Source organism: Paenibacillus sp. FSL K6-1566, from assembly GCF_038050475.1.
GTDB classification, from domain to species: domain Bacteria; phylum Bacillota; class Bacilli; order Paenibacillales; family Paenibacillaceae; genus Paenibacillus_AQ; species Paenibacillus_AQ lactis.
Window position 1 is genome coordinate 6,561,903 of the sequence record NZ_JBBOSR010000001.1, and the last position, 22,823, is coordinate 6,584,725.

A 22,823-nucleotide genomic window follows, 5' to 3' on the forward strand; every position below is an offset into this window, starting at 1 on the left:
GCTGAGCATATGTTTCTTGATGCTATTGTTCAATTTCTGCTTTGTACAGATCAATTGCAAAGTTTTTGTAAGGCGTGATGTCAATGCCTTTCAATCTAGAGTTAATTGCCCACATATCACGTCTTTGGTAGATCGGAAGATCTGGAACGTCTTGGTTCAGAATCCGATATGCTTCCGCATAAGCCGCTTTACGCTCTTCCAGGTCAAAGGCGTTCAGACCTTTCTTCATAGCTGCATCATATTCAGGATTAGAATATCCGAGGTCATTTTGCTGTCCATCTGTGATATAAACCGTGGAGTCTGGATCCGGAGTCAAGCCCCAAGCAGCAAAGAACATTTCGAACTCGCCTTTATCCTTCTTATCCATGATTGCGTTAAAGTCCAAAGTTTCAGCTGTTAATTTTATGCCCAGATCTTGGTAGTTCTTTGTCATAATCGGAATCAGTGCATCAATTACCGGGTTGTCAGCCGTTGCAGAGAAATGAATCTCGAATTTCTTGCCGTCTTTCTCGCGGATACCGTCAGCACCTGGAACCCAGCCTGCTTCATCAAGAAGCTGCTTTGCTTTCTCCATGTCAAACTCGTACGGCTCAATGCCTTCATTCGTGTAAGCCCATGATTCGCTCGATTGTGGAATATTGATTACATTCGCATATGGACCATAGATGATTTCAACAATTTCAGCACGATTCAAACCGTAGAGCAAAGCCTGACGAACTTTTTGATCTTGAAACTTAGGATCTTTATGGTTCAGCGCTACATAGCCGTAACCATTGTATGGGAACATATTATAATCCAAGAAGCCCATTAGCTTCACAGCTTCTACGTTATCCTCGCTAACGGATACCATATCCATATCGATTTCACCGGATTGGAACATAGCCAATTTGGTTTCATCAGTTGTAGTTTTGTAAATGACATTCTTGATTTTTGGTGCGCCCAAGAAATAGTTAGGATTAGCTTCTAAAACTACCTCTTGTCCAGGAGAGTAGCTTTTCAGTACATATTGACCACTGCCGATTGGTTTGGAATGCAGGTCTTTCATGTACTCCAGGTTGCCGTGCTTGTAATCTTTGCCGTAGTAGGATTCCGGAACAAAAAACACAGTACCCAGATTATCCTTAGTCATTGCATTTGCTTCTGTAACTTCGATTTCAACGGTATGGTCATCAATGACTTTAATACCGGAAATCTCGTCAGTTTTACCATCGTAATACTCTTTTCCACCTTTAACGTTAACGGAGAGAATATCGGATTGACCGTCGTAACTCTTGTCATGTAAAACTTTCATGGCGAAAGCATAGTCTTTTACAGTAACCGGTTCGCCATTAGAGTATGTCACACCCTGCTTCAATTTGAACGTGTATTTCAATTTGTCTTCGGATACTTCAACGCTCTCAGCCAGGCGATTATTGTAAGTGCCATCCCCGTTCAGAGAGAAGAAGCTGTCAAAAATGGCGTCTACAACGTAACGGTCATACGCAGTCTGCCAGTAGAATGGGTTGAACACCCCTTTAGGGGCTGTCATACCAACGATCAGCGTATCTTTGCGAGCCAGAGCATTTGCCGGGTTCGCGGAAGGATCCTCAGCCTCGAAATAACCTTGGCTCTCGTCCTGTCCTTCAGCTGGCGGTTCTGTTTCTTTGCCTTCGCCTTCGGCAGGTGGAGTCTGCTCAGTTTGCGTGTCCCCTTGGTTTGGTTGTTCTGCTGTCTGACCGCCGCCGCACGCTGCAAGAACCAAAATGGCCATGAGCATGATGGCAAGCAGTAACGACATTCTCTTCTTCATGCTAATCCTCCTCTTAAAATATAATGATGCTATAAATTATCAGGACGAATATTGAAATCATCCTTAAATAATTTCGGCCTCGGATCGGACTCGTGGATGTCAAAGCATGATGTGAAATCCGCTGAAAGATTTACAGAAAATATACCAATGGTCAATTAGTGCCAAAGTCTCTAGCAAAATCTTCTTGCCTATAAAATTAATGTTATGATACGTGTAAAATTAGGTAACGTCAATTACTTTTTTTCAAATTTCTCAAAAAACATGTTTTTAAGGTCATTTTCGGGGTTAATAAATACTTTTAATCGCTTACTTTACCCTTCGTTTACTGAAAACGCACGTAATTTCAAGTTCATTTTACATTTTATAGATAATGTTATATATACGCTTTTGACGGTTGTGTAAACTTATATTACACGAAAATATAAAATTACCCAATATCCGATTCAACACCCTGTAACCATCTTCTTTTCTGTCAAAAATAAGTCAGAAAACATTCCATAGATGATGAAATAATCCGTGATAATATAGTTGGACCTATTTCCGATGTTAAATATTGTTCTCCACTAACCAAGCAGGGCTAGGAACATAGGCCGTCCGAAGTTGTTCCATCATCGCCCGCCTCAACAAAAAACAACCCGGGATCGGTTCCCGGATTGTTTCGATTGCTGCAGTTCATACCGTTTGAACATGCACATGAAAGACTTCATACTTACGAACTAAACGCTTTTCACCCATGCCCGCTTCAAATCCATCTCCTCGATGCACTGCTGGTGGTCATGAGAATCATCGGCAATCAACGGCGTGACCGGATATATCCGCATCGAACCCCGGTATGCTCCAAGCAGTGGTTGCAGTGCACGCACTCCCTTTAGCTCTGGATCCAACCACTTCTCCATGCTTTCCTCCGACAATATCGCAGGCATACGCGCGTCGAACTCCCGGATCGCCTCGTTCGCTTCCGTCATAAGCACCGTGCAGGTTCTCATTTCAACACCTCTTGCATCCCGCCATGTTTCATACAATCCGGCCATGCCAAAAATCTCGTTGCTTCCAACCACGGTCCGAACGGCATAGCTTCGCTTCCCTACGGTTCTCCAGTAATACAAACCATTGCAGGGAATGATACACCGACGTGTATCGACGGCTTTACGGTAAGTAGGATTCTGATCCACCGTGATCAAATCCGCATTCACCGCGTCCTTTCCCCAGTAAGGGACCAGTCCCCAACGATACTCGTCAAGTACCCGATCTCGTCCCTCCTGGACTACCACAGGCACAGTCTGCATCGGGCTGATATTGTAGCGGCTCTTATAGTAATACATCACGCGACTGATTCCAAAATAGCTGTTCACTTCTTCAAGGCCGGCGGAAATGGAATACCGTCTGCACATAGACATACCTCCTTTTCCTTTTAGCATCTGGATAAATGAGGTTGAATATGCATCATTCGACGGTCGCTTCATTTCTTCCATATGATGTCCGATTGTATTCTAGGAGTGGACAGGTAATTTGAGGACACCATTTATGAATTTTATGGAAAATCTCATTTCACTTTCTTTTGATTTAATGAATAACCAAGGGGTCTTTTTATGTATACTCTCAATAGACATCCTTGTTCATAAAACCGTCTTTGCTGGTTTATGCCTCCTGTGCCTTCGATATAAGTTTCTCTAAATGAGGTGCCATTGTAATTGGCCATTTGGTTTTTCCATGCTCTATATTAGTACATATATAATAGAAGGAATTTTTTTAAAGACACAAAATAATCTCTGCATCTCACTACAAATCTTCAGCCATACGAAACCACCATTTGGGGAGGATGTATTTCACTCAATAGACACTGTCCTCTATCAATAGACACTATTTCATACTTTAAAACTGGAAAGCTTTAGTATACCCTCGCGTCACAAAAGCAATTCATGAAAATTATGTCTTCTCAGAGAAGACAAGATTCCTCCGAAAAGACATGCTGAACTTGTTCGGTATTCCTAATGCAGAATAAAATTATTTCATGATTGCGACGAATATTCCGGAAAAATGTCTAACTACTCAGAAGCATGATCGTGTTACAAGACGAACGAGTATCCGCAACGTCACTTGAATAGATGCAGGCCGTGATCGATCGGAGTCGAACATAACAAATACAAATACAAATAATAATACAGATAATACAAGTCTCTGTACGGTCATCCCTTCGTTCCAAGAATGCTGGCCCATTAAGCCTCGGCTTATCCCTGAGGACAAGGAGCCCAACTTAATCAACACAGAGGCATTATTTTGGGGGAGGTTCCGAGACAACAGCCGAATGGGTACCCGAACAAAAAAAGCGGCCCAGCCTATCAAGGCTGAACCGCTTCTGTAACCGAATTACTCGGTTGTGTATGGAAGCAATGCGATTTGACGGGAGCGTTTGATCGCAATCGTCAGAGCACGCTGATACTTCGCGCTGGTACCTGTTACACGACGAGGCAGAATTTTTCCGCGCTCGCTGATGAATTTCTTGAGCAGATCGGTATCTTTATAATCAATGTGAGTGATCTTGTTCACAGTGAAGAAACATACTTTACGACGCTTGTTGCGGCCGCCGCGGCGTGCCGGTCTTTTGTCGTTGTCTCCGCCTTCTCTTTGTTTAAAAGCCATGCGTTGTCAGTCCTTTCCGTATTAAAATGGCAAATCATCATCCGAAATATCGATCGGTTTTCCTTCATCGGAAAAAGGATCCTGATTGTTGCGCGAGAAGTTGTTGCCCCCGCGGTTTCCGCTGCCGCTTCCTCCGCCGAACGATGACTCCTCACGGTTTCCGCCGCCTCCGCCTTCACGGTTAGACTCCAAGAAACGAACATTATCGGCAATGACTTCGGTGACGTATACACGCTTACCTTCGTTATTCTCGTAATTCCGCACTTGAATGCGCCCTTCTACGGCCGTCAACCGGCCTTTACGCAGATAGTTGGCACAAGTCTCCGCAAGCTGTCTCCAGGTCACGACCGGAATGAAATCCGCCTCGCGCTCCCCGCCTTGTCCGGTAAACGGACGATCTACAGCAAGTGTAAATTGTGTGACAGCGACTCCTGAAGGCGTATATCTAAGCTCCGGGTCCCGAGTCAGTCGGCCAATCAAAATGACACGGTTCAACAATCCAATCCCCTCCTTTAGAACGAAATCAATTACAAAGACTTCTCGTATTAAGCAACGTCGTTCGTGATGAGATAACGAATAACTTCGTCAGAAATCTTCATGAGACGCTCAAGTTCTGCTACAACATCTGGTGTTGCGTTGAAGTTAACCAGAACGTAGACGCCATCACGGAATTTCTTGATCTCATACGCAAGGCGGCGCTTACCCATTACTTCGTGCTTCGTAATTTCTCCGCCGTTGGAGATGATGCCTTGGAATTTTTCGACTGCAGCTTGAACAGCTTCTTGTTCAATGTCAGGACGAATAATGTACATCACTTCATATTTGCGCATATATTTCCACCTCCTTATGGACTTCGGCCCCCAATCTAAGTTGAGAGCAAGGAGCGAGCCTAACTCGCACCATAATACTATACCAGAACGGATGATCGGATGCAAGTTTCTTTTCCCTTATCGCAGGCTGCTCCCTTTTCGGTTTTCTTGAGGTCTCTTCCCTATTTTTCCGTGCTTATCTCACTTTACCTGCCATGCATTCCGGCCTTCCGGCACATGCTAACAAATGCAGTCCATCCAATACGTTAAGGGAGGGTTCCATGATGGGAGAACAGACTGAATTCCGCGGAGGAGATAAGGCTCCGAACAACGGCATCTATATGGAAGTCGGTGTAAGAGACCACATAATGGGGATCGAGAATCCGCGTCAGATTAAAATGGAAAAAGGCGACACATTCCCGGAAACGCAAAATGATGACCGAGTATGGCTGAATAAGCGCCGGGTTCAACCTAAGTAAACAAGTACATCCTGCCCCAAGCCCGCAAACGACTAATTCCACCGCTTGCGGGCTTTGCCAGCTTTGTTGACGAAATTATGGTGCAGCAGCTTAGTACAACAGCCAACTGCATTGCGCGCCTAGCCAAGCATGGAATAGGATCCGCTCAAATGTTGTTGATCCACTTTGTTTTTTGGTATATTTTCCCATCCATGCAGATTTGCATAGGAATCCGTCTTCCTGCACATATTATCATCAGGCGGTGCATGAGAGAGGTGTGGTTCCGTTGGACGTTGCAGCTGAACGACGCAGAATGGTTTCTGATATTCACACGTATTGCAAGCGGAGGACATAAGCGAACTGGCTTGACCTGATGGACAAGTTTTAGCTGTTGTCGATGGTTTTGCAGCATGTGTTGATGAGATGAGGATTCCAAAATCACAAGCACCGCCTACCCAGAAGGAAGGACCCGTATGGGTCCTTCTTTTTTAATGCTGTTTGTGCCCATCCTGTCATGCTAAACATGGTTATAACCGTCTCTTCGTTCTGCCTGGTCTCAAAGCAAGGAACCTGAATCCGGAGTTATGGATCTCCAACTGGATTGGAATTAAACTCGGCATTGTACTCGGATCGCGGCATTCGGAATTCGGTCTATCATAGGAATGGCAAATGGGCGTGATTCAGGAAATGTCATTGCGTGCCTTTATCAAAAAAACACCCTCATCACGATCGGGAGACAATCCCTGTTCATGGTGAAGGTGTTCTGTTATGCAGTGATTCTTAGATCGCCTGCCTTATGTACCACTAATTCCTCTATATTCATAACAGCGGAGCTTGAATATAGTTGGTGGCGGAAAGGGTGGGATTCGAACCCACGCACGCCTTGCGACGCCTAGCTGATTTCGAGTCAGCCCCCTTGGGCCTCTTGGGTACCTTTCCACAGCAGAATTGATTATATCATGAAAATAAGGCTTGGTCAATACCTGTTCTTATCCAATCCTGAAACACCGATCCAATAGCCATTTAACCCTAAAGAGGCGGAAGGCGCGAAATGGTTACGCCTCCTCTGCCCCTTCCTGCTCCTGAGCTGACCTCAGCACCTTCTTCATATTTTTCTCGAATTTGGCTCTCGGTATCAGCACACTATGCTGGCACTTCGTACACTTGATCCGGATATCCATCCCCATGCGGATAATTTCCATCTCATTATTCCCGCAAGGATGCGGCTTCTTCATCTGTACGATATCCCCTAACTGAAATACCTTACGCTCCATCGCTACCGCTCCTCCGTAATCAATCACATTTTATCTATTATATATCATCGGATGCCGACATGATCAAGCTTGGGCCCGTTCCTGACCTTTATCCCGAGCTTCAATGGCTTGCTTAATATCGGTTAAAATCCGCCGTTCGACCGTTTCCCGCGCATTCGGATTACATTCAGCAGCAATGCGCACCACATACTCGGAGGTGCTCAGCGATTGGATTCCCAAAACATCCGGCGTTCCCTTAACATCCGGACACCGGTCCATAATATTGCTGAGTGCAGCCTGAATGAGTGCGATTGTGTCTTGTAGCTGCTGTTCGTTCTTCACCGGCAGATCGACGACGGCGAGGGAATTGGAGAGGGAAAAGTTCGTAACGCTCGTGATTAATCCGTTTGGAATAATATAAATTTCTCCGTTGAAGCCTCTTACGCGTGTCGTGCGCAAGCCAATAACCTCTACCGTCCCCCGGTATTCTCCGCTCTTAATGACGTCCCCTACGGCAAACTGATCCTCGAAAATAATGAAGAACCCGGTAATAACGTCCTTCACCAAGCTCTGAGCACCAAAACCGATTGCAAGGCCCAACACACCGGCACCGGCCAATAGCGGACCAAGCTTGAATTGGAACTCCGCCAGAATAATCAGGATCATGACAAAGTTACATACAAACGAGGTTACATTTTTCAGCAGCTCCCCTACCGTTACAAACCGCCTTGCATTGACTTGGATCCGGCTTTTTTCCTGTCTTAGCAGAAACCGATCGATCATTTTATAAACAATACGTATGACGATCCGAGTTAGGATGAAGATGATGATGACCCGGATAGCGGACGAAAGAATGTGCATCCACATCACTTCATTCGTTAACCATGCCCAAATCTGATCTTTCAACTGCAATGCCTCCTCTCCCATTTGCTCAAAATTTTCTGGATCAGCTGGATTCTCTACCAGATAGCCCATTGCCTTCATTCGTTATTTCCTCCCTAATCTTCGATGTTCACATAAATCTGGTTGTCATTGAGAGCAAATATTCCTCTGATCTCCACTTGCTCCCGCCTAATGATTTCTTGAACCTCATTTAACGCATCAGGCGGAAATTGAATCGACAATGCGCATCCTGCGGTAATTTCCTTCGGGGTCGGAAACAAATCAATTTCGATATCCGCATACTCCAGCAGCATCTCGGCACGCAGCGCCTGCTGGGTGGAATCAAAAGCAATCAGCATGGCATCCCCCACGGCTTTATCCCTCCCTCCATCATTCAGGCCTTGTATTCAACCACCCAGCCGTTTATTCACTTCCTTACCTCTCTTCCTTCGCTTCCCACTCTATTACGTAAGCCTCTGCCCTCTATTATTGTATTGCCACCATCTAAGAGATTTATATACGATTCTCACCTTTAACATGAAGCCAAGCATTGAGCCGTTGAATGGCCGAGCCTTTCCCCGTTAAGCCTGGTTTTGGGATTTTGAAAAGGACCCGTTCTTAATATTTCATGGCATCGCAAAGTATAAAAACAGTCTTTCATCCATATACTGATACTACCAAATGCAGACGAAAGGAAGATTCTATGAACAGGCTATCTAAAATAACGTCTCGTTCTGATACCCCGAGCTTGAAAATATCCCATACCGATCCTGATATTCACTCTGCCATTATTCATCGCTTGCTCTTCCATCTGTCGGATGTCCGCGTCCAACAAAGGCCGCTTGTCATTGTCTGCATCGGCACCGACCGTTCAACCGGCGATTGCCTTGGACCTCTAGTCGGTACCTCTCTGGCACGTTATAATAGTCCGTTGTTCCATCTATACGGTACATTGGACGAGCCTGTCCACGCCATGAATTTGAAGGAAACACTGACTGCAATCTATGAGAAATTCGACAACCCCTTCGTCATCGGCATCGATGCCTGCCTTGGCCAATCCTCCAGCGTCGGATCGATTCAGGTATCGGATGGACCGCTCAAACCTGGTGCCGGCGTGCATAAAGAATTGCCGCCGGTTGGCGATATCCATGTAACTGGCATCGTCAATGTCGGCGGCTTTATGGAGTACTTCGTATTACAGAACACGCGTTTAAGCTTAGTCATGCGGCTGTCTGATATCATTGCAACCTGTCTATTTGCCGGGATCAAGGAATGGCATCGTTCTACCCTTCTTGCAGCGCAAGAGTAAGTGCCTCTTTCTCCTCCGGAGACAATGGATATTTGGATTGTCCGTCTTTGAGCGGCTTGGCATACACATACGAGCTCTCCCGGTTATGAAGGCCGGTCAGAACAATCCCTTCCTCTTGATCGCTAACAATAGCCAGGGAGAAGCTCATTTCGTTTCCACGTTCTCCATATGCATTATAGCGAACAATGCCAACCCGTGATTTCATTCCTTTCAGCTTTCGGTTAATCGAATCGAGCATTTTCTGGTGATCGGCATGGCCCTCTTCAATTTCATCCATTTGTACCTTCAATTGAACCAGCAAGCTTTCCAGATCCTCGACTCCGCTCCCTGCCATCATAGCATCATAACGGCGACGCATCCCCCGAAGCTTTGCCCCTTGAACGATGACCGTAATCCATAAGATCAAGATGATCATGATCATTAAGACGACAAACCAATGCAGCTGTTCCATGATCAATTCATTTAATTCAGTCATGCTTTCTTCCTTCCTCTTCTCCATCTTGATCTCTATACTCAGCCATGAATTTCCGCCATAGCCTGAAGCATAAGGCTAATTTCCTCCGGACGGGTCGTTATACCGACACTCGCCCTAACTGCACCCATCCGATCCGTGCCTGCTGCCATATGCGCAAGCGGTGTACAATGGTAGCCGGAACGAACGGCTATCCGGTATTCCCGATCTAATCGAAAAGCTATTTCCGAAGCGCTGTATGTATCCGATACGAATGCCACAATTCCGGTTCGCGCTTCCCCCTGCCCCGGTCCAAGTATCCGAATCGATGGCAGTGCAAGCAGCCCCTCCATCAACACCTGTGTAAGCTCCCATTCATGCTGGTATATCTGCTTTGGCGTCAGCTCCTGTACCTTATGCACTCCAGCCTGAAGGCCTGCGAAGCCGACGGTATTCGGAGTCCCCGCTTCGTACCGATCCGGACGAATGGTCGGCTGTTCCAGCGCCTCCGATTGGCTACCCGTCCCTCCATGCAGAAGCGGCTCCAGATCAATATCAGGCGACAGATACAGCCCTCCTGTCCCCTGCGGACCGAGCAGCCCCTTATGTCCGGGGAAAGCGAGCATCCCGATATTCATGTCCTCTACATGAATATCCAGCACACCTGCACTTTGGGCTGCATCTACGAGAAGGACAGCACCTTTCTTCTTCGCAAGCGCCCCTAACTCTTCCAATGGAATAATAGAACCGAGCAGGTTGGAGCTGTGACTGCAGACGATAAGCCTCGTATTTGAGCGAAAAGCCGACTCCACCTCCTGCAGCCTCAACTCTCCTTTTTCATTAACCGCCACGTAGTCTACCTGCACTCCCCGTGTTCGCTTCAAATATTCCAGCGGGCGACGCACGGAATTATGTTCGATCATCGTTGCAATCACGTGATCTCCTTCTCGCAAGTATCCTTTAATCGCTAAATTCAGCGCCTCTGTCGTATTGGATGTGAGCACGATGTCATTAGGATTTTTAACTCCGAACAAAGCTGCCAATGCCCTTCTAGTCCCATACAACACACGAGAAGCCTTCACCGCCATGGCATGACTCCCCCGTCCGGGATTGGCCGCAGCCTCCTCCATCGACACTCTCATTGCTTCCAACACTTCGGGAGGTTTCGGCCATGATGTTGCTGCATGATCCAGATAAACGATTGAGTCCACGTTCGCCGCTCCTTCTCAACCCGAAGTTACGTTTCTTTGAAACCCTTGCTCTCCCTCAAATCAAACACATTAGCCTTGACCATTCAACCACAATGTTCATAACTATACTCGTCACACTTTTCCATACGAGCCCAGCGATTCACCTAAGACCTTGCTTCCCACGAACAAATTCTCGCCTTTTCTTTACAGTAAGAAAATTCACATCATTGCATTCGTTCTAATAGGGTTAAACAAAGACATATCTATTTCCCGCTCCGGGAACATCGACATGTCTTTGGTTTTAAGCACGACAACGCAACGATTCTGTTGCACGTCCTCTCGATCTTACGGGCGCTCACCTATTATACAGGATCCTGCACCTGAATTATTTGCAATTTTGATAACTATTACCGAATTATTGGAGCATCTCCAGCAAGCGTTCCAAGTCCTGTTTGCTGTAATAATTCAGTTCGATTTTCCCCTTATCTTTGTTATGCTTGATTTTCACCGTCGTCTTGAACCTTTCTCTCAAGCTTTCCTCAAGATGGTCAATATACGGATCTTTCTTCTTCGTTTTAACCTTACTCTTGTCAGCCGGTTTACGATCCAGGTTCTTAACGGCCTCCTCCAATTCGCGGACACTCCACTCCTGTTCCACGCATTGCTTAGCCAGCTGCTTCACAAGCACCGGATCTTTAATTCCGACGATCGCTCTTGCGTGTCCCATTGACAATGTTCCACGTGAAACATTTTCCTTCACTTCCTCCGGAAGAGACAGCAACCGAAGAAAGTTGGCGATATGCGAACGGGATTTACCGACCTTTAGCGACAGCTCCTCTTGCGTTAAGGAAAATTGTTCCATCAGCCCTTGATAAGCCACTGCAATTTCCATCGCGTTCAGATTCTCCCGCTGCAGGTTCTCGATCAATGCTATTTCCATTACCTGCTGATCGCTGAATGAACGGACTACGGCAGGAATGGTCGCTTTGCCGCAATATTGAGATGCCCGGAACCGACGCTCTCCGGCGATGATTTCGTATCCCTTTAAAACACTGCGTACAATAATCGGCTGTATGACACCATGCTGCCGGATGGACTCTGCCAATTCCTGAATAGCTTCATCGTTGAACGTCTTGCGCGGCTGGTACGGATTCGCTCGCAACTGAGTCAGCGGAATTTCCACAACCTTGTCATCCTCATGAATAGACAAAGAAGGAATAAGCGCATCCAGCCCTTTTCCTAAACGTTTACTCATACGAGATCACTTCCTTTGCCAGCTCCAAGTATACTTCCGCTCCCTTTGAACGAGGATCATAGGTCATGATCGATTGTCCGTGGGATGGCGCTTCACTCAAACGAACATTTCTTGGAATAATCGTACTGTACACTTTCTCTTGAAAATACTTCTTCACTTCTTCAATAACCTGAATGCCGAGATTGGTCCGGGCATCCAGCATCGTCAACAGCACACCTTCGATCTTCAGCGATGTATTCAGGTGTTTCTGAACGAGACGAACCGTATTCAGCAGCTGGCTGAGCCCTTCCAAAGCGTAATACTCACACTGAATCGGAATAATGACCGAATCGGCTGCCGTCAACGAATTAATCGTCAAAATCCCGAGCGATGGCGGGCAATCAATGAGAATATAATCGTATTGGGGTTTGATCAGCTGCAGCGATTTCTTAAGACGCACTTCACGGGAGATCGTGGGAACCAGCTCAATCTCCGCGCCAGCCAATTGAATGGTTGCCGGTATGATGTCGAGCCCCTCTACGTTCGTCCCACATATAGCGTCCTTCGGGTGTACTTCATTGATGATAATATCATAAATGCAATTTGCAACATCGGCTTTATTAATACCAACCCCGCTTGTCGTGTTGCCCTGGGGGTCTATATCCACCAAAAGCACCCGTTTGCCTAGCGTAGCCAATCCAGCTCCCAGATTGACGGAAGTCGTCGTTTTGCCGACACCGCCCTTTTGATTTGCTATGGCAATAATTTTAGACACTCATTTCACCTCAATGTAGGAAGACTCTTCTAAGTAGTCGCAATAGATGATACACAGCCCGAGAGCCGGATATAGATCATATGAACATCCCCAAATCAATAAGCAGATCCGGGTCATTCATCGATGGAAAAAAAGCAATACAGATATACAAGCTTTTCATCTTTAAACGAAAGCTGTATTTCCGGCTGTGGATGATACCGTTCAATAACGACAAGATTCAGCCCTCCTGAATCGGAAGGTTGAATATTGCCGGCATCATTTTTTTATATTGGATATAACGCTGATAGTTTCGAAAATTCATAAACGACCAATATGAGGGTGCCAGCGAAACGTAAAGGGCTTACTTTCGACTTGAACCGAAATCATCCCGGAATGCCCCTATTCCATTAACGCTTAAGTCAATGAAACAAAGATCAACAAGCCTCGGATTCAAACACCTCGTTTATGCTCAATAGAAAAAGCGGCACGATGCATACCGCCTTTACACCCGATTAACGTTTAGGTATTTTGATCACGATTTCATAATGATCTTCATGATCGTTCTCTGTTGTCTTGATGGCCATGCCTGAGCCTGAAACCATATCAATCGATTGACGGATCGTATTCAGTGCTAGACGAACGTCCTTGCTATAGGAGATCCGTTTGGCCTTCTTCATCGTTGTTACCTCTTTATAGAAGGCAATGCGCGCCTCCGTCTGTTTCACATTCAGTTCCTTGGTGATGATCTCATCCAACACCTTCAGCTGGGTTTCCTCGTTGTCCAAAGAAAGCAGTGCACGCGCATGGCGCTCCGTGACTTTACGTTCCATTAATGCTGCTTTGACCGGTTCCGGCAGCTGCAGCAGACGGATTTTGTTAGCAATCGTCGACTGGCTCTTGCCAAGTCTCTGCGCCAAGCTTTCCTGTGTTAATTGATGAAGGTCGATCAGCTTCTGATAAGCAACGGCCTCTTCAATTGAAGTAAGCCCTTCGCGCTGCAAATTCTCGATCAGGGCAATCGATGCTGCCTGAGAATCGTTGAACTCCCGAACAATAGCCGGAATCGTATCCAGACCCAGCTTCTTAACCGCACGCCAGCGGCGTTCCCCGGCAATGATTTCATACACGCCGTTACGGACCCGGACAACGATCGGTTGAATCACTCCATGGGTTCTAATCGTCTGGAGCAACTCATCAATTTTCTCATCATCAAATATCGTCCGCGGCTGGTATGGGCTGCTGACAACCTCGTTGACCGGGATTTGTTTCACTTCATCCCCTTGGTTACGCTCTGCCGCCAAGCCAAACAACTTCGAAAATTGTTCTTTCATTCCGTATATTACCACCTAATTTCATGATAGCATGGATGAGCCCCCGACAATCATCAGAGCCGGCAAATACCGGCAGGCAAACTACCGCCCTGCAGTTTACACTGCTAGCCTCGGCACCCCATATCCCCTATATGTGGAAGCCGCTTATGTAGTAATAGAGCCAGGCATTTCCCTGCAAAAACATACTTCATGCAAATTGAGAACCAACGCCATCATCATCTTCACTGGGCGCACTTCTCTGAAAAGCCGCATTCAACACGACTAATTCTTGAAAGATACAACAGGAGGTAATATCATGATGTCATTACATTGAATATCTAACAAGAATAGATCTATACCTCTACTCGTGCAGCAAACCATCGTGAATAGGACCGCCTTCAACAAATGGACATCGCTGTCTCAACAGCTATTTTCCGTCGCTGTGTGGTAGCCGTTCGTCTGCACGAAGCAAGGATGGGCGAATCACCTTGATCGAACCTTTCGGTGCCCATCAAAGAACGGGCTAAGTCAGCCCGCCTGCTTGTATAATGCTACGATTCTATTCTACCACTTTTTGTTCTATAACTCTATTCTCCAAAATCACCTTTTTTCCTGCATTTCTCGTTTTGATTAGCACTCATTTATGTGAAATCTCACAAAACAATAACACTCATACCTTCCTATTTGAATAAAGGCTTAGTCGGTTTTTATCCTAAGTGATTGGTAAGGTAGATTCATAGTTTTTGTGAATTTCTTCATAAGTAGAAGGCTCGTTCCTCTACAATGGGTTTTCCCAAAAATGTTCCATGCCGACTGCGTAATACCCGCCATGCCATTTAAGGCTGGAAATGGGCGTCAGCCATCACGCATGCAAATAGGTTTTGCTTTGGTAAAGCAACATGCTATCAGGCTTGAAATTTTATGCTTTATACTCCTATCCTTCATACTTCATTCTTCATTCTTCATACTTCATTCTTCATACTTCCTGCGCCAAGTTAGTCACCTTATTTTTGCCGATGATCAACTCCACTCCCTCCCTATCAAATGTTTCACGTGAAACATTTGCATAATTTCTACCAACTAGCGGATCGTAGTCACTTTTATAAGCTCTTGGAGAGCACGCTAGTGCATGCGAACCAACAAAGTCTAGAATTTAAAAACAGAGTCTGCCCATGGCCTTTTATAACCGCAAATTCCATGAAAGCAATTAATGTATAGGGTTTAACTTGAACAGATTCTCGAGCTGATGGCCCAGCATGGCCGCTTCTCATCGAATGCGTCGGTTCCGGCCGTTCAACCGGCGATTGTCTTGGGCCGTTAGTCGGAACGTCTCAGGCACGTTAGAATAACTCGTTGTTTCATGGATTATGGATCTCTAACCAACTGATCTGTAACTGACTACTTTAATGATGATTTATAGCTGGTCTTATAATTGATCTTGCAGCTAAGCTAGCAACTGATTTTGCACTAGCTGTTCTTACAATTGAGGATACGGGGTGTGAAAATATGCTGTGTGAAATCGGTATATATAAAATAATGACTCTTGGTATGTGGCGGCACACCAGATTATAAAACGCCAAAAAATACATCCTTGGATCCTTAAATCCTTGATTTGTTCTATATCATACCATGGCACAAAAAAAGAAGGACCCGCCTTGGGTCCTTCTTTACATTTACCTTCACGGATGCCGTCTGATCGATGCTGCAAATTTCACGTCATCAATAATGTGACTATGCCCCTGCAACTTGACCAACCATCCAATCCAATAAGCAAACATCTCTGATCATCGCTTTGGGCATGCCCAGCATGCAGCAAGACCTCTTAGAGCGGAGATTTGGCCGCTGTCCCCGCTTTGCGCGGGTATTTGGCCGGGGTAGCGCCCTTCTTGTCGATAATGACGATGTGGCGGTCCGATTCCTCGATCGGAAGCGAGAATGAGTAGATCTGGTCCAGGGAGCCTCTTAGCTCTTTCAGGCTGCGAGCTGCATCCTTGACTTCCTCTGAGGGGTCGCTGCCTTTCATTGCCGCGAACCTCCCTCCCACCTTCGTAAACGGTAGGCAGAATTCATTCAGCACCGCCATACGAGCTACTGCTCTGGCAGTAACCAGGTCGAATCCGTCCCGGTATCCCTGCTTGCGGGCTACCTCTTCCGCCCGGCCGTGGATCAGTTCAACCTGCTCCAAGCCCAACGTCTCCACCACATGCCTCAAAAAGGTGATGCGCTTATTAAGCGAATCTACGATGGTCAGCTTCAAATGGGGGAACGCGATTTTGAGCGGAATCCCCGGGAAGCCTGCACCGGACCCGATATCGGCCATATTTCCGATGTCGGGCATCTTTACGTAGAACGCGAGCGTAAGCGAGTCGTAAAAATGCTTGGTATATACTTGATCCCGCTCAGTGATCCCGGTCAGGTTCATCTTCTCGTTCCATTCCACTAGCAGCTCATAATATTGCTCAAACTGATGAAGCTGCCGATCATCTATCGCGATGCCTTGCTGCTGCAGCCGTTCAACAAATGACTTCTGGATATCGTCCATACCTTATCCTTTCGCTGCGGTTACCCGGTTATAGTGCTCAAGATACACAAGCAGTATCGAAATGTCCGCCGGTGTGACGCCACTGATCCGGGATGCTTGCCCGATGGAGATCGGGCGGATTTTGTTCAGCTTCTGACGAGCTTCGATGGCCAAACCGTGAATATCATCGTAGACTATGTCTTCCGGAATCCGTTTCTTCTCCATCTTCTGCAGGCGCTCCACATGACCCAGCTGCTTCTCGATATAACCGGCATATTTGACTTGAATTTCAACCTGCTCCTTCATTTCCTCATCCAATTCAAAAGGAGACGGTGAAATCGACTCGATCATCGCAAACGTCACTTCCGGACGGCGAAGGATGGTGAGCAGATTGCTTCCGTCCTGGATAGAAGCCGAACCGGCTGCTTCCAGCATCGGATTTACCTCAACCGGCTTCACCTTTGCTTGACGGAGCCGCTCGATTTCCTGCTCGACCAGTTCTTTTTTGCGCAGGAAATTTGCATACCGCTCTTCCGAGATCAGGCCGATGTCATGACCGATTTCGGTCAAGCGCAGATCCGCATTGTCATGGCGGAGCAGCAAACGGTATTCGGCACGGGAAGTCAGCAAGCGATAAGGCTCATTGGTTCCCTTCGTCACCAAATCATCGATCATTACGCCGATGTATCCTTGCGAACGGTCCAGAATGACCGGTTCTTTCCCTTGCACTTTGCGGGCGGCATTTATGCCGGCCATAATCCCTTGCCCTGCCGCCTCTTCGTAGCCGGATGTTCCGTTAATCTGACCTGCCGTAAACAGCCCCGGAAGCTTCTTCGTCTCCAGTGTTGGCCACAGCTGCGTCGGAACGATCGCGTCATACTCAATAGCATAACCATTGCGCATCAATTCCACTTTCTCCATCCCTGGAATGGAACGGAGCATGGCCAGCTGTACATCTTCCGGCATGCTGGTGGATAGCCCTTGCACATAATATTCCTTCGTATTTTTGCCTTCCGGCTCCAGGAAAATCTGATGCTTCGATTTGTCGGCAAACCGAACAACTTTATCCTCAATCGAAGGACAGTAGCGTGGTCCGGTGCCTTCGATAAGACCCGAATACATCGGCGCACGGTGCAGATTATCATTAATAATTTGGTGCGTATCCACCGACGTGTACGTCAGCCAGCATGGAAGCTGCTCGTTATCCGACGATTTCGTTTCGTACGAGAAAAACTTAGGATTTTCATCGCCCGGTTGAATTTCTGTTTTGGAAAAATCAATCGTGTCCTTGTGAACCCGCGGAGGAGTTCCTGTTTTAAAGCGGACGAGGTCAAAGCCGAGCTCGCGAAGGTTCTCCGCCAGCTTCACCGATGGCTGTTGATTATTCGGTCCGCTCTCGTACGTCAGCTCGCCCATAATCACTTTGCCGCGCAGGTACGTGCCTGTCGTCACGACGACAGCTTTGGCGCGGTATTCCGTACCGGTCTGTGTCACAACGCCTACGCAGACGCCGTCTTCAACGATGAGGCGGTCAACCATGCCTTGACGAAGCGTGAGCTTCTCTTCCTTCTCGAGCGTTTCTTTCATCGTGTGCTGATAGGAGAATTTATCGGCTTGCGCACGCAATGCATGCACCGCCGGTCCTTTTCCTGTATTCAGCATCCGCATTTGAATAAAGGTTTTGTCAATATTGCGTCCCATTTCCCCGCCAAGCGCGTCAATTTCGCGAACGACATGTCCTTTGGCCGGACCGCCAATCGACGGGTTGCAGGGCATAAAAGCAACCATATCCAGGTTGATCGTGATCATCAACGTTTCGACACCCATTCGGGCAGACGCAAGCGCCGCTTCACAGCCGGCGTGTCCTGCACCGACGACAATAACGTCATACGTGCCTCCCATAAAACTCATGGCTAACCCTCCTATTCGAATATTGTTTTCATATATTAAAGCCTCCACCATGTCTGTGGATCAGCTTAGAACTTCTAAAAAAAACTACAACCTGCAGCTTATCGCTTATTATAGAAGAAAAACGATGGTAATGGAGACCAAGAATTGCGGAAGAATATCCGGTCACCCAAATCACCCACAACCTCCGGCTCCGCATTTTCCTTCCATTTCAACAAATCATCCTCTAGCGATTACTTGCCCAGACAGAACTGCGAGAAAATCTGGTCAATCAGCGAATCGCCAACGGCTTCGCCCAGGATTTCGCCAAGCTGCTCCCAGGCGAGCCGCACATCGATCTGGATCATATCGATCGGGATGAGCTGATCGGCCGCTTCATAAGCATCCTGAAGCGACTGCTTCGCTTTTTTCAACAGGGCAATATGCCGCACATTGCTGACATACGTCAAATCCCCGCCTTCGATTCGGCCGCTGAAGAACAAATTCGAGATGGCCTCCTCCAGCCGATCGATGCCCTCCTGTGCCTTCACGGACATCGGAACGATCAATTCATCCGGAACATACCGGTTCAGCACATCCTTATCGAGCTGAGACGGTAAGTCCATTTTATTCATAATGACGATACATTGTCTACCGCGTATTTGTTCCATCAATTCCAGTTCATCCTGATGCAGCGGCTCGCTGGCATTCAGGACGAGCAAAATCAAATCGGCCTCGTTCACCGCATGCCGGGAACGCTCGACGCCGATCTGCTCGACCACGTCCATCGTTTCGCGGATTCCGGCCGTATCCAGCAGCTTCAGCGGAATATTGTTGATCGTCACATATTCCTCGATCACGTCGCGCGTCGTGCCCGGAATATCCGTTACGATCGCCTTATTGTCTTGCGCCAGCGTATTGAGCAGCGAGGATTTCCCTACGTTCGGACGCCCGACAATCGCTGTCGTGATGCCTTCGCGCAAAATTTTCCCTTCCTGGGCCGTCTTCAGCAGCTTGTCGATCTCGCCCATCACTTGACTGCTCTTCTCTTTAATGAACTCTGCCGTCAAAGATTCCACGTCATGCTCGGGATAATCGATGTTCACCTCGATGTGGGCCAGGGTTTCCACCAGCGTATGACGAAGCTCCTTGATTTTCCGGGACAAGGTCCCCTCCACCTGCTTCAACGCCACCGAGAAAGCACGATCCGATTTCGAACGGATCAGGTCAATGACTGCCTCTGCCTGGGACAAATCGATACGGCCATTCAGGAAGGCCCGCTTCGTAAATTCCCCCGGCTCGGCAAGACGGATGTTCAGCTGCAGCAGCAGATCCATTACCCTTTTTACCGAGATGACCCCGCCGTGGGCGCTGATCTCAACCACATCCTCGGTCGTGAACGACCGGGGCGCCCGCATGACCGTAACAAGCACCTCTTCAAGATTCTCCCTGGTCTGCGGATCTACAATATGGCCGTAGTGGACCGTATGGGATTCCACCTGGCTCAGCTTACGCTTACTCTTAAATATACGCTCCACTTCCGTCACGGCGTCCGGTCCGCTGACGCGAATAATCGCGATCCCGCCTTCTCCGACGGCCGTAGAAATGGCTGCAATTGTATCGCTATACATGCTGTATTCACCTCTTTCTATTTAGAACGGGTGCAGATTCATACCCTATGCATTCTGCAACTCGCTGTATCTCCTCTTAGATAACGCCCTCCTCGGGCGTATAACGGCTGCACCAAGCTGTAGCTCGAACAATCGCCCGACTGATGCGCCCCAAAACTGTATCTTGGTAAAAAACAATGACTCCCTTTAACAAGCTTAAGGAGTCATTGATCAACATATACTCTTCTGATTAAGGCTTACGACGATTTCGGAGTGATGACCACTCTGCGATTCGGCTCTTCGCCTTTGCTGTACGTCTTCACGCCGCCGTGGGATTGCAGTCTGGCATGGATGACCTTCCGCTCTGCGGCCGGCATCGGCTCCAACACAATCTCCTTGCGGCTCTTCAGAACCCGTCCGGCAAGCCGGTCGGCCAGATCCTCCAGCGTCTTCTTGCGGCGTTCCCTGAAGTTCTCCGCATCCAGAACGATGCGAAGGTAACTGTCCGAATAACGATTCGCCACGATGTTCGCCAGATACTGAAGGGCGTCCAGCGTCTGGCCTCTGCGGCCGATCATCAGCCCGAGACCCGCGCCGGAAATATGAAGCGTCGTGAAATCTTTCCCCTTTTCCTGCTCGACCGAGATATCCAGCCCCATGGCCTGTCCCGTCTCGCGAAGGAAGCTGATGGCTTCCTCATAAGGGTCCTTCTTCGCCTCAGCGGCTTCCGTGCGGCTCTCTTCCATCGTTGCCACGGCGGATGGTGCCGGCGCGCTCGAGGCATGTGATACCTTCACCTCTGCGGCAGGTGCCGACTGATGGGACGAAGGAGTCATCGGATGGTGTGATTCGCCGCCGGCGCGTTCAGGCAGGAGCGTTAGTTCAACTTTCGCTTCCTTGACCCCGAACAGGCCCAGGAATCCTCTTGATGGCTGACTCAATATTTGAACCGATACACGATCCTGACTTACACCCAAGCGGGCCAGCCCTTGTGCGACAGCTTCTTCAATGGTTTTTCCTGTTGCGACGATTTTACTCATCTCGACTTTTTGGCTCCTTTCGAACCCTTTTTCCCGCCTTTATGACTGCTCTTGTTCCCGGATTTATTGCTCTTTTGACCTTGGGTCGCGCTGGCAACGCTTGCCGTTACAGCTGCCTTGTCATTGTTGCGGTACAAGAAGTAGTTCTGCACGATCGTGTACAGGTTACTGTAGAACCAGTACAGCGGAAGCGCAGCAGGAAACTGAAAGGACATGACAAAGATCAAAATCGGATACACGAACAGCATAAACTGCATCATCCCCATCTGTGGAGACGGGTTCATCTTCATCATCATCTTCGTTTGCAGATACGTCGTGGCTGCTGCCAATACCGGCAGGATGAACAGCTTGTCCGGCTCACCGAGCTGCATCCACAAGAACTCGTGCTCACGAAGAAGTCCATTATAGTAGATCGAATGATAGAGTGCGATAAAAATCGGCATTTGAACGAGCAGCGGCAAGCAGCCCGCCATCGGATTGACCTTGTTCTCCTGGAAAAGCTTCATCGTTTCCATCTGCATTTTCTCAGGATTGTCTTTATATTTCTCACGGATCTTCTGAACCTCAGGCTGGATCGCCTGCATGGCCTTAGAGCTTCTGACCTGCTTCAAGGTCAGCGGCAGGATCAATGTACGGACGATAAGCACCATTACAAGGACAGATAATCCGTATTCACCGTTAAACCATGTAGCAAACGTATCAAGTGCCAAGGTAAAGTAGTAAACAACGTTGCTCTGCCAAAAGCCGCCATTTTTCAAGTCTTCGATGGAACGCGTTTGGTCAGCTCCAGGCGCACAACCTGATATAACCGCCACTGCGAGTATTACAGCGGCGAGGAGGAACCATTTTCCTCGTCTTGTCTTCATGAACGACACTTCAAAACCCCTCTCTTCGCCATTGCCATTCCACGGTAAATCATAACATATTTATATGGACAAATAAACACAAGCGTTCAGCCCTTTTTCGGTTTCAAAAGCGAGGATTTCCGCAGAACATGCAGCACGCTTTTTTCAAGCTCCTGATACGACTTGCCTAGCGCTCCCTTTCGGACAATGAAGATCAAGTCGATATGCTCCACGATCTCATGCTGATGGTGCCGGACAATCTCCTTCACCACACGTCTCATCCGGTTGCGTACGACGGCATTTCCGATCTTCTTGCTGCACGATACGCCGACGCGAAACTGCTCTACCTCTTTTTTACGCGACCAATATAAGACAAACTGATGATTGGCAAAGGACTTTCCGTGCCGATATACCCGGCTGAAGTCCGCGCGGTTCCGTAAACGAAGTTTTCTATGCACAAGTCTCTCCCTGCCTGACCGATAATCAAATTCATTAATCGACATTCTCCGCCTCCGGGCATCGCTTCCTATATATATAGTATAGTCATGCCGGTACGACGGTAAACGCAAACAACATCACATACACGAAGGGCCTCCTAAGTGATCAAATACAGGTTGGCATTTACCCCACCCTTCATCAAACAGGAGATATTACGAAAAAAAGACCACCTCGGTGGTCTTCGGCACAGTATTAAGCGCTAAGTACTTTTCTTCCTTTTTGACGGCGGCTAGCCAATACTTTGCGTCCGTTCTTCGTGCTCATTCTTTTGCGGAAGCCGTGCACCTTCTTGCGCTTGCTCACATTCGGTTTGAATGTTGGTCTCATGATCTAATGCACCCCC

General features: G+C 47.7%; 22 protein-coding genes and 1 tRNA gene. 2 read left to right on the plus strand and 21 right to left on the minus strand.

The window, feature by feature from the left end; all coding sequences use genetic code 11:
- Positions 1-22 precede the first annotated feature (22 nt).
- From NST08_RS29380 to rpsF, 5 genes are all read right to left on the minus strand, one after another.
- Entirely contained in the window at positions 23-1,789 is a 1,767-nt protein-coding gene (locus tag NST08_RS29380) for an ABC transporter substrate-binding protein (protein ID WP_007129211.1), read from the minus strand.
- Between the two features lie 716 nt (positions 1,790-2,505).
- Positions 2,506-3,180, minus strand: coding sequence for an SOS response-associated peptidase (locus NST08_RS29385; protein ID WP_341342596.1), 675 nt, complete (start codon positions 3,178-3,180; stop codon positions 2,506-2,508).
- A gap of 976 nt (positions 3,181-4,156) precedes the next feature.
- Positions 4,157-4,429: a 30S ribosomal protein S18 gene (rpsR, locus tag NST08_RS29390; protein ID WP_006207333.1), complete on the minus strand. Its 273-nt coding sequence runs from the start codon at positions 4,427-4,429 to the stop codon at positions 4,157-4,159.
- 21 nt (positions 4,430-4,450) lie between these two features.
- Complete coding sequence (gene ssb / locus NST08_RS29395) at positions 4,451-4,927, minus strand: single-stranded DNA-binding protein (protein ID WP_007129213.1); 477 nt, start codon at positions 4,925-4,927, stop codon at positions 4,451-4,453.
- A gap of 47 nt (positions 4,928-4,974) precedes the next feature.
- Positions 4,975-5,259: a 30S ribosomal protein S6 gene (gene rpsF, locus NST08_RS29400; protein ID WP_007129214.1), complete on the minus strand. Its 285-nt coding sequence runs from the start codon at positions 5,257-5,259 to the stop codon at positions 4,975-4,977.
- Between the two features lie 263 nt (positions 5,260-5,522).
- Between rpsF and NST08_RS29405 the strand changes: the two genes are divergently transcribed.
- Positions 5,523-5,717 carry a YjzC family protein gene (locus NST08_RS29405; RefSeq protein WP_028406519.1) on the plus strand — a complete coding sequence of 65 codons (195 nt, stop codon included), beginning with the start codon at positions 5,523-5,525 and terminating at the stop codon, positions 5,715-5,717.
- 827 nt (positions 5,718-6,544) lie between these two features.
- On the opposite strand, the gene NST08_RS29410 is transcribed toward NST08_RS29405, so the two are convergent.
- The 4 genes from NST08_RS29410 to NST08_RS29425 all read right to left on the minus strand — a co-directional run bounded on the left by NST08_RS29410 (position 6,545) and on the right by NST08_RS29425 (position 8,190).
- Positions 6,545-6,635, minus strand: a tRNA-Ser gene (locus NST08_RS29410).
- A gap of 116 nt (positions 6,636-6,751) precedes the next feature.
- Positions 6,752-6,970 carry a DUF951 domain-containing protein gene (locus tag NST08_RS29415; protein ID WP_007129216.1) on the minus strand — a complete coding sequence of 73 codons (219 nt, stop codon included), beginning with the start codon at positions 6,968-6,970 and terminating at the stop codon, positions 6,752-6,754.
- Positions 6,971-7,033: 63 nt separating this feature from the next.
- Entirely contained in the window at positions 7,034-7,933 is a 900-nt protein-coding gene (locus tag NST08_RS29420; RefSeq protein WP_144872621.1) for a mechanosensitive ion channel domain-containing protein, read from the minus strand.
- 14 nt (positions 7,934-7,947) lie between these two features.
- Positions 7,948-8,190 carry a DUF3343 domain-containing protein gene (locus NST08_RS29425; protein ID WP_028406520.1) on the minus strand — a complete coding sequence of 81 codons (243 nt, stop codon included), beginning with the start codon at positions 8,188-8,190 and terminating at the stop codon, positions 7,948-7,950.
- Positions 8,191-8,534: 344 nt separating this feature from the next.
- Here NST08_RS29425 and yyaC point away from each other — a divergent pair, with 344 nt between their 5' ends.
- On the plus strand, positions 8,535-9,140 hold the full coding sequence (gene yyaC / locus NST08_RS29430; protein WP_007129219.1) for a spore protease YyaC: 606 nt from the start codon (positions 8,535-8,537) through the stop codon (positions 9,138-9,140).
- Here yyaC and NST08_RS29435 read toward each other — a convergent pair.
- From NST08_RS29435 to rpmH, 12 genes are all read right to left on the minus strand, one after another.
- Entirely contained in the window at positions 9,115-9,615 is a 501-nt protein-coding gene (locus NST08_RS29435) for a DUF4446 family protein (RefSeq protein ID WP_144872615.1), read from the minus strand. The two genes, yyaC and NST08_RS29435, sit on opposite strands and share 26 nt — an antisense overlap.
- Positions 9,616-9,653: 38 nt before the next feature.
- The gene (locus NST08_RS29440) at positions 9,654-10,802 is read right to left on the minus strand and encodes an aminotransferase class V-fold PLP-dependent enzyme (protein ID WP_144879127.1); all 1,149 of its coding nucleotides are present in this window, start codon (positions 10,800-10,802) and stop codon (positions 9,654-9,656) included.
- 394 nt (positions 10,803-11,196) lie between these two features.
- Complete coding sequence (locus tag NST08_RS29445) at positions 11,197-12,036, minus strand: ParB/RepB/Spo0J family partition protein (protein WP_028406523.1); 840 nt, start codon at positions 12,034-12,036, stop codon at positions 11,197-11,199.
- Positions 12,029-12,790 (minus strand): ParA family protein, encoded by a 762-nt coding sequence (locus NST08_RS29450; protein WP_007129223.1) that lies wholly within the window; start codon positions 12,788-12,790, stop codon positions 12,029-12,031. The genes NST08_RS29445 and NST08_RS29450 overlap by 8 nt, the downstream gene beginning before the upstream one ends.
- 491 nt (positions 12,791-13,281) lie before the next feature.
- Complete coding sequence (gene noc, locus NST08_RS29455; protein WP_007129224.1) at positions 13,282-14,100, minus strand: nucleoid occlusion protein; 819 nt, start codon at positions 14,098-14,100, stop codon at positions 13,282-13,284.
- A gap of 1,801 nt (positions 14,101-15,901) precedes the next feature.
- Entirely contained in the window at positions 15,902-16,621 is a 720-nt protein-coding gene (rsmG, locus tag NST08_RS29460) for a 16S rRNA (guanine(527)-N(7))-methyltransferase RsmG (RefSeq protein ID WP_341342597.1), read from the minus strand.
- A 3-nt stretch (positions 16,622-16,624) separates the two neighbouring features.
- Positions 16,625-18,511, minus strand: a complete 1,887-nt coding sequence (gene mnmG / locus NST08_RS29465) for a tRNA uridine-5-carboxymethylaminomethyl(34) synthesis enzyme MnmG (RefSeq protein WP_341342598.1) — start codon at positions 18,509-18,511, stop codon at positions 16,625-16,627.
- 230 nt (positions 18,512-18,741) lie between these two features.
- Positions 18,742-20,118: a tRNA uridine-5-carboxymethylaminomethyl(34) synthesis GTPase MnmE gene (gene mnmE, locus NST08_RS29470; protein ID WP_251535900.1), complete on the minus strand. Its 1,377-nt coding sequence runs from the start codon at positions 20,116-20,118 to the stop codon at positions 18,742-18,744.
- 236 nt (positions 20,119-20,354) lie between these two features.
- The gene (jag, locus tag NST08_RS29475) at positions 20,355-21,137 is read right to left on the minus strand and encodes an RNA-binding cell elongation regulator Jag/EloR (protein WP_007129228.1); all 783 of its coding nucleotides are present in this window, start codon (positions 21,135-21,137) and stop codon (positions 20,355-20,357) included.
- Positions 21,134-22,012, minus strand: a complete 879-nt coding sequence (locus tag NST08_RS29480) for a YidC/Oxa1 family membrane protein insertase (RefSeq protein ID WP_251535902.1) — start codon at positions 22,010-22,012, stop codon at positions 21,134-21,136. Before NST08_RS29480 ends, jag begins: the two co-directional genes overlap by 4 nt.
- Before the next feature lie 77 nt (positions 22,013-22,089).
- On the minus strand, positions 22,090-22,440 hold the full coding sequence (gene rnpA, locus NST08_RS29485) for a ribonuclease P protein component (RefSeq protein WP_028406528.1): 351 nt from the start codon (positions 22,438-22,440) through the stop codon (positions 22,090-22,092).
- A gap of 232 nt (positions 22,441-22,672) precedes the next feature.
- Positions 22,673-22,807, minus strand: a complete 135-nt coding sequence (gene rpmH, locus NST08_RS29490; RefSeq protein ID WP_007129231.1) for a 50S ribosomal protein L34 — start codon at positions 22,805-22,807, stop codon at positions 22,673-22,675.
- Positions 22,808-22,823 lie beyond the last annotated feature (16 nt).

What these genes read in the sequence shown, in the direction of transcription:
- NST08_RS29380 (WP_007129211.1), bottom strand. Translation starts at nt 1,789, where the DNA reads ATGAAGAAGAGAATGTCGTTACTGCTTGCCATCATGCTCATGGCCATT.
- NST08_RS29385 (WP_341342596.1), bottom strand. Translation starts at nt 3,180, where the DNA reads ATGTGCAGACGGTATTCCATTTCCGCCGGCCTTGAAGAAGTGAACAGC.
- rpsR (WP_006207333.1), bottom strand. Translation starts at nt 4,429, where the DNA reads ATGGCTTTTAAACAAAGAGAAGGCGGAGACAACGACAAAAGACCGGCA.
- rpsF (WP_007129214.1), bottom strand. Translation starts at nt 5,259, where the DNA reads ATGCGCAAATATGAAGTGATGTACATTATTCGTCCTGACATTGAACAA.
- NST08_RS29405 (WP_028406519.1), top strand. Translation starts at nt 5,523, where the DNA reads ATGGGAGAACAGACTGAATTCCGCGGAGGAGATAAGGCTCCGAACAAC.
- NST08_RS29415 (WP_007129216.1), bottom strand. Translation starts at nt 6,970, where the DNA reads ATGGAGCGTAAGGTATTTCAGTTAGGGGATATCGTACAGATGAAGAAG.
- NST08_RS29420 (WP_144872621.1), bottom strand. Translation starts at nt 7,933, where the DNA reads ATGAAGGCAATGGGCTATCTGGTAGAGAATCCAGCTGATCCAGAAAAT.
- NST08_RS29425 (WP_028406520.1), bottom strand. Translation starts at nt 8,190, where the DNA reads ATGCTGATTGCTTTTGATTCCACCCAGCAGGCGCTGCGTGCCGAGATG.
- yyaC (WP_007129219.1), top strand. Translation starts at nt 8,535, where the DNA reads ATGAACAGGCTATCTAAAATAACGTCTCGTTCTGATACCCCGAGCTTG.
- NST08_RS29435 (WP_144872615.1), bottom strand. Translation starts at nt 9,615, where the DNA reads ATGACTGAATTAAATGAATTGATCATGGAACAGCTGCATTGGTTTGTC.
- NST08_RS29445 (WP_028406523.1), bottom strand. Translation starts at nt 12,036, where the DNA reads ATGAGTAAACGTTTAGGAAAAGGGCTGGATGCGCTTATTCCTTCTTTG.
- noc (WP_007129224.1), bottom strand. Translation starts at nt 14,100, where the DNA reads ATGAAAGAACAATTTTCGAAGTTGTTTGGCTTGGCGGCAGAGCGTAAC.
- rsmG (WP_341342597.1), bottom strand. Translation starts at nt 16,621, where the DNA reads ATGGACGATATCCAGAAGTCATTTGTTGAACGGCTGCAGCAGCAAGGC.
- mnmG (WP_341342598.1), bottom strand. Translation starts at nt 18,511, where the DNA reads ATGAGTTTTATGGGAGGCACGTATGACGTTATTGTCGTCGGTGCAGGA.
- mnmE (WP_251535900.1), bottom strand. Translation starts at nt 20,118, where the DNA reads ATGTATAGCGATACAATTGCAGCCATTTCTACGGCCGTCGGAGAAGGC.
- jag (WP_007129228.1), bottom strand. Translation starts at nt 21,137, where the DNA reads ATGAGTAAAATCGTCGCAACAGGAAAAACCATTGAAGAAGCTGTCGCA.
- rpmH (WP_007129231.1), bottom strand. Translation starts at nt 22,807, where the DNA reads ATGAGACCAACATTCAAACCGAATGTGAGCAAGCGCAAGAAGGTGCAC.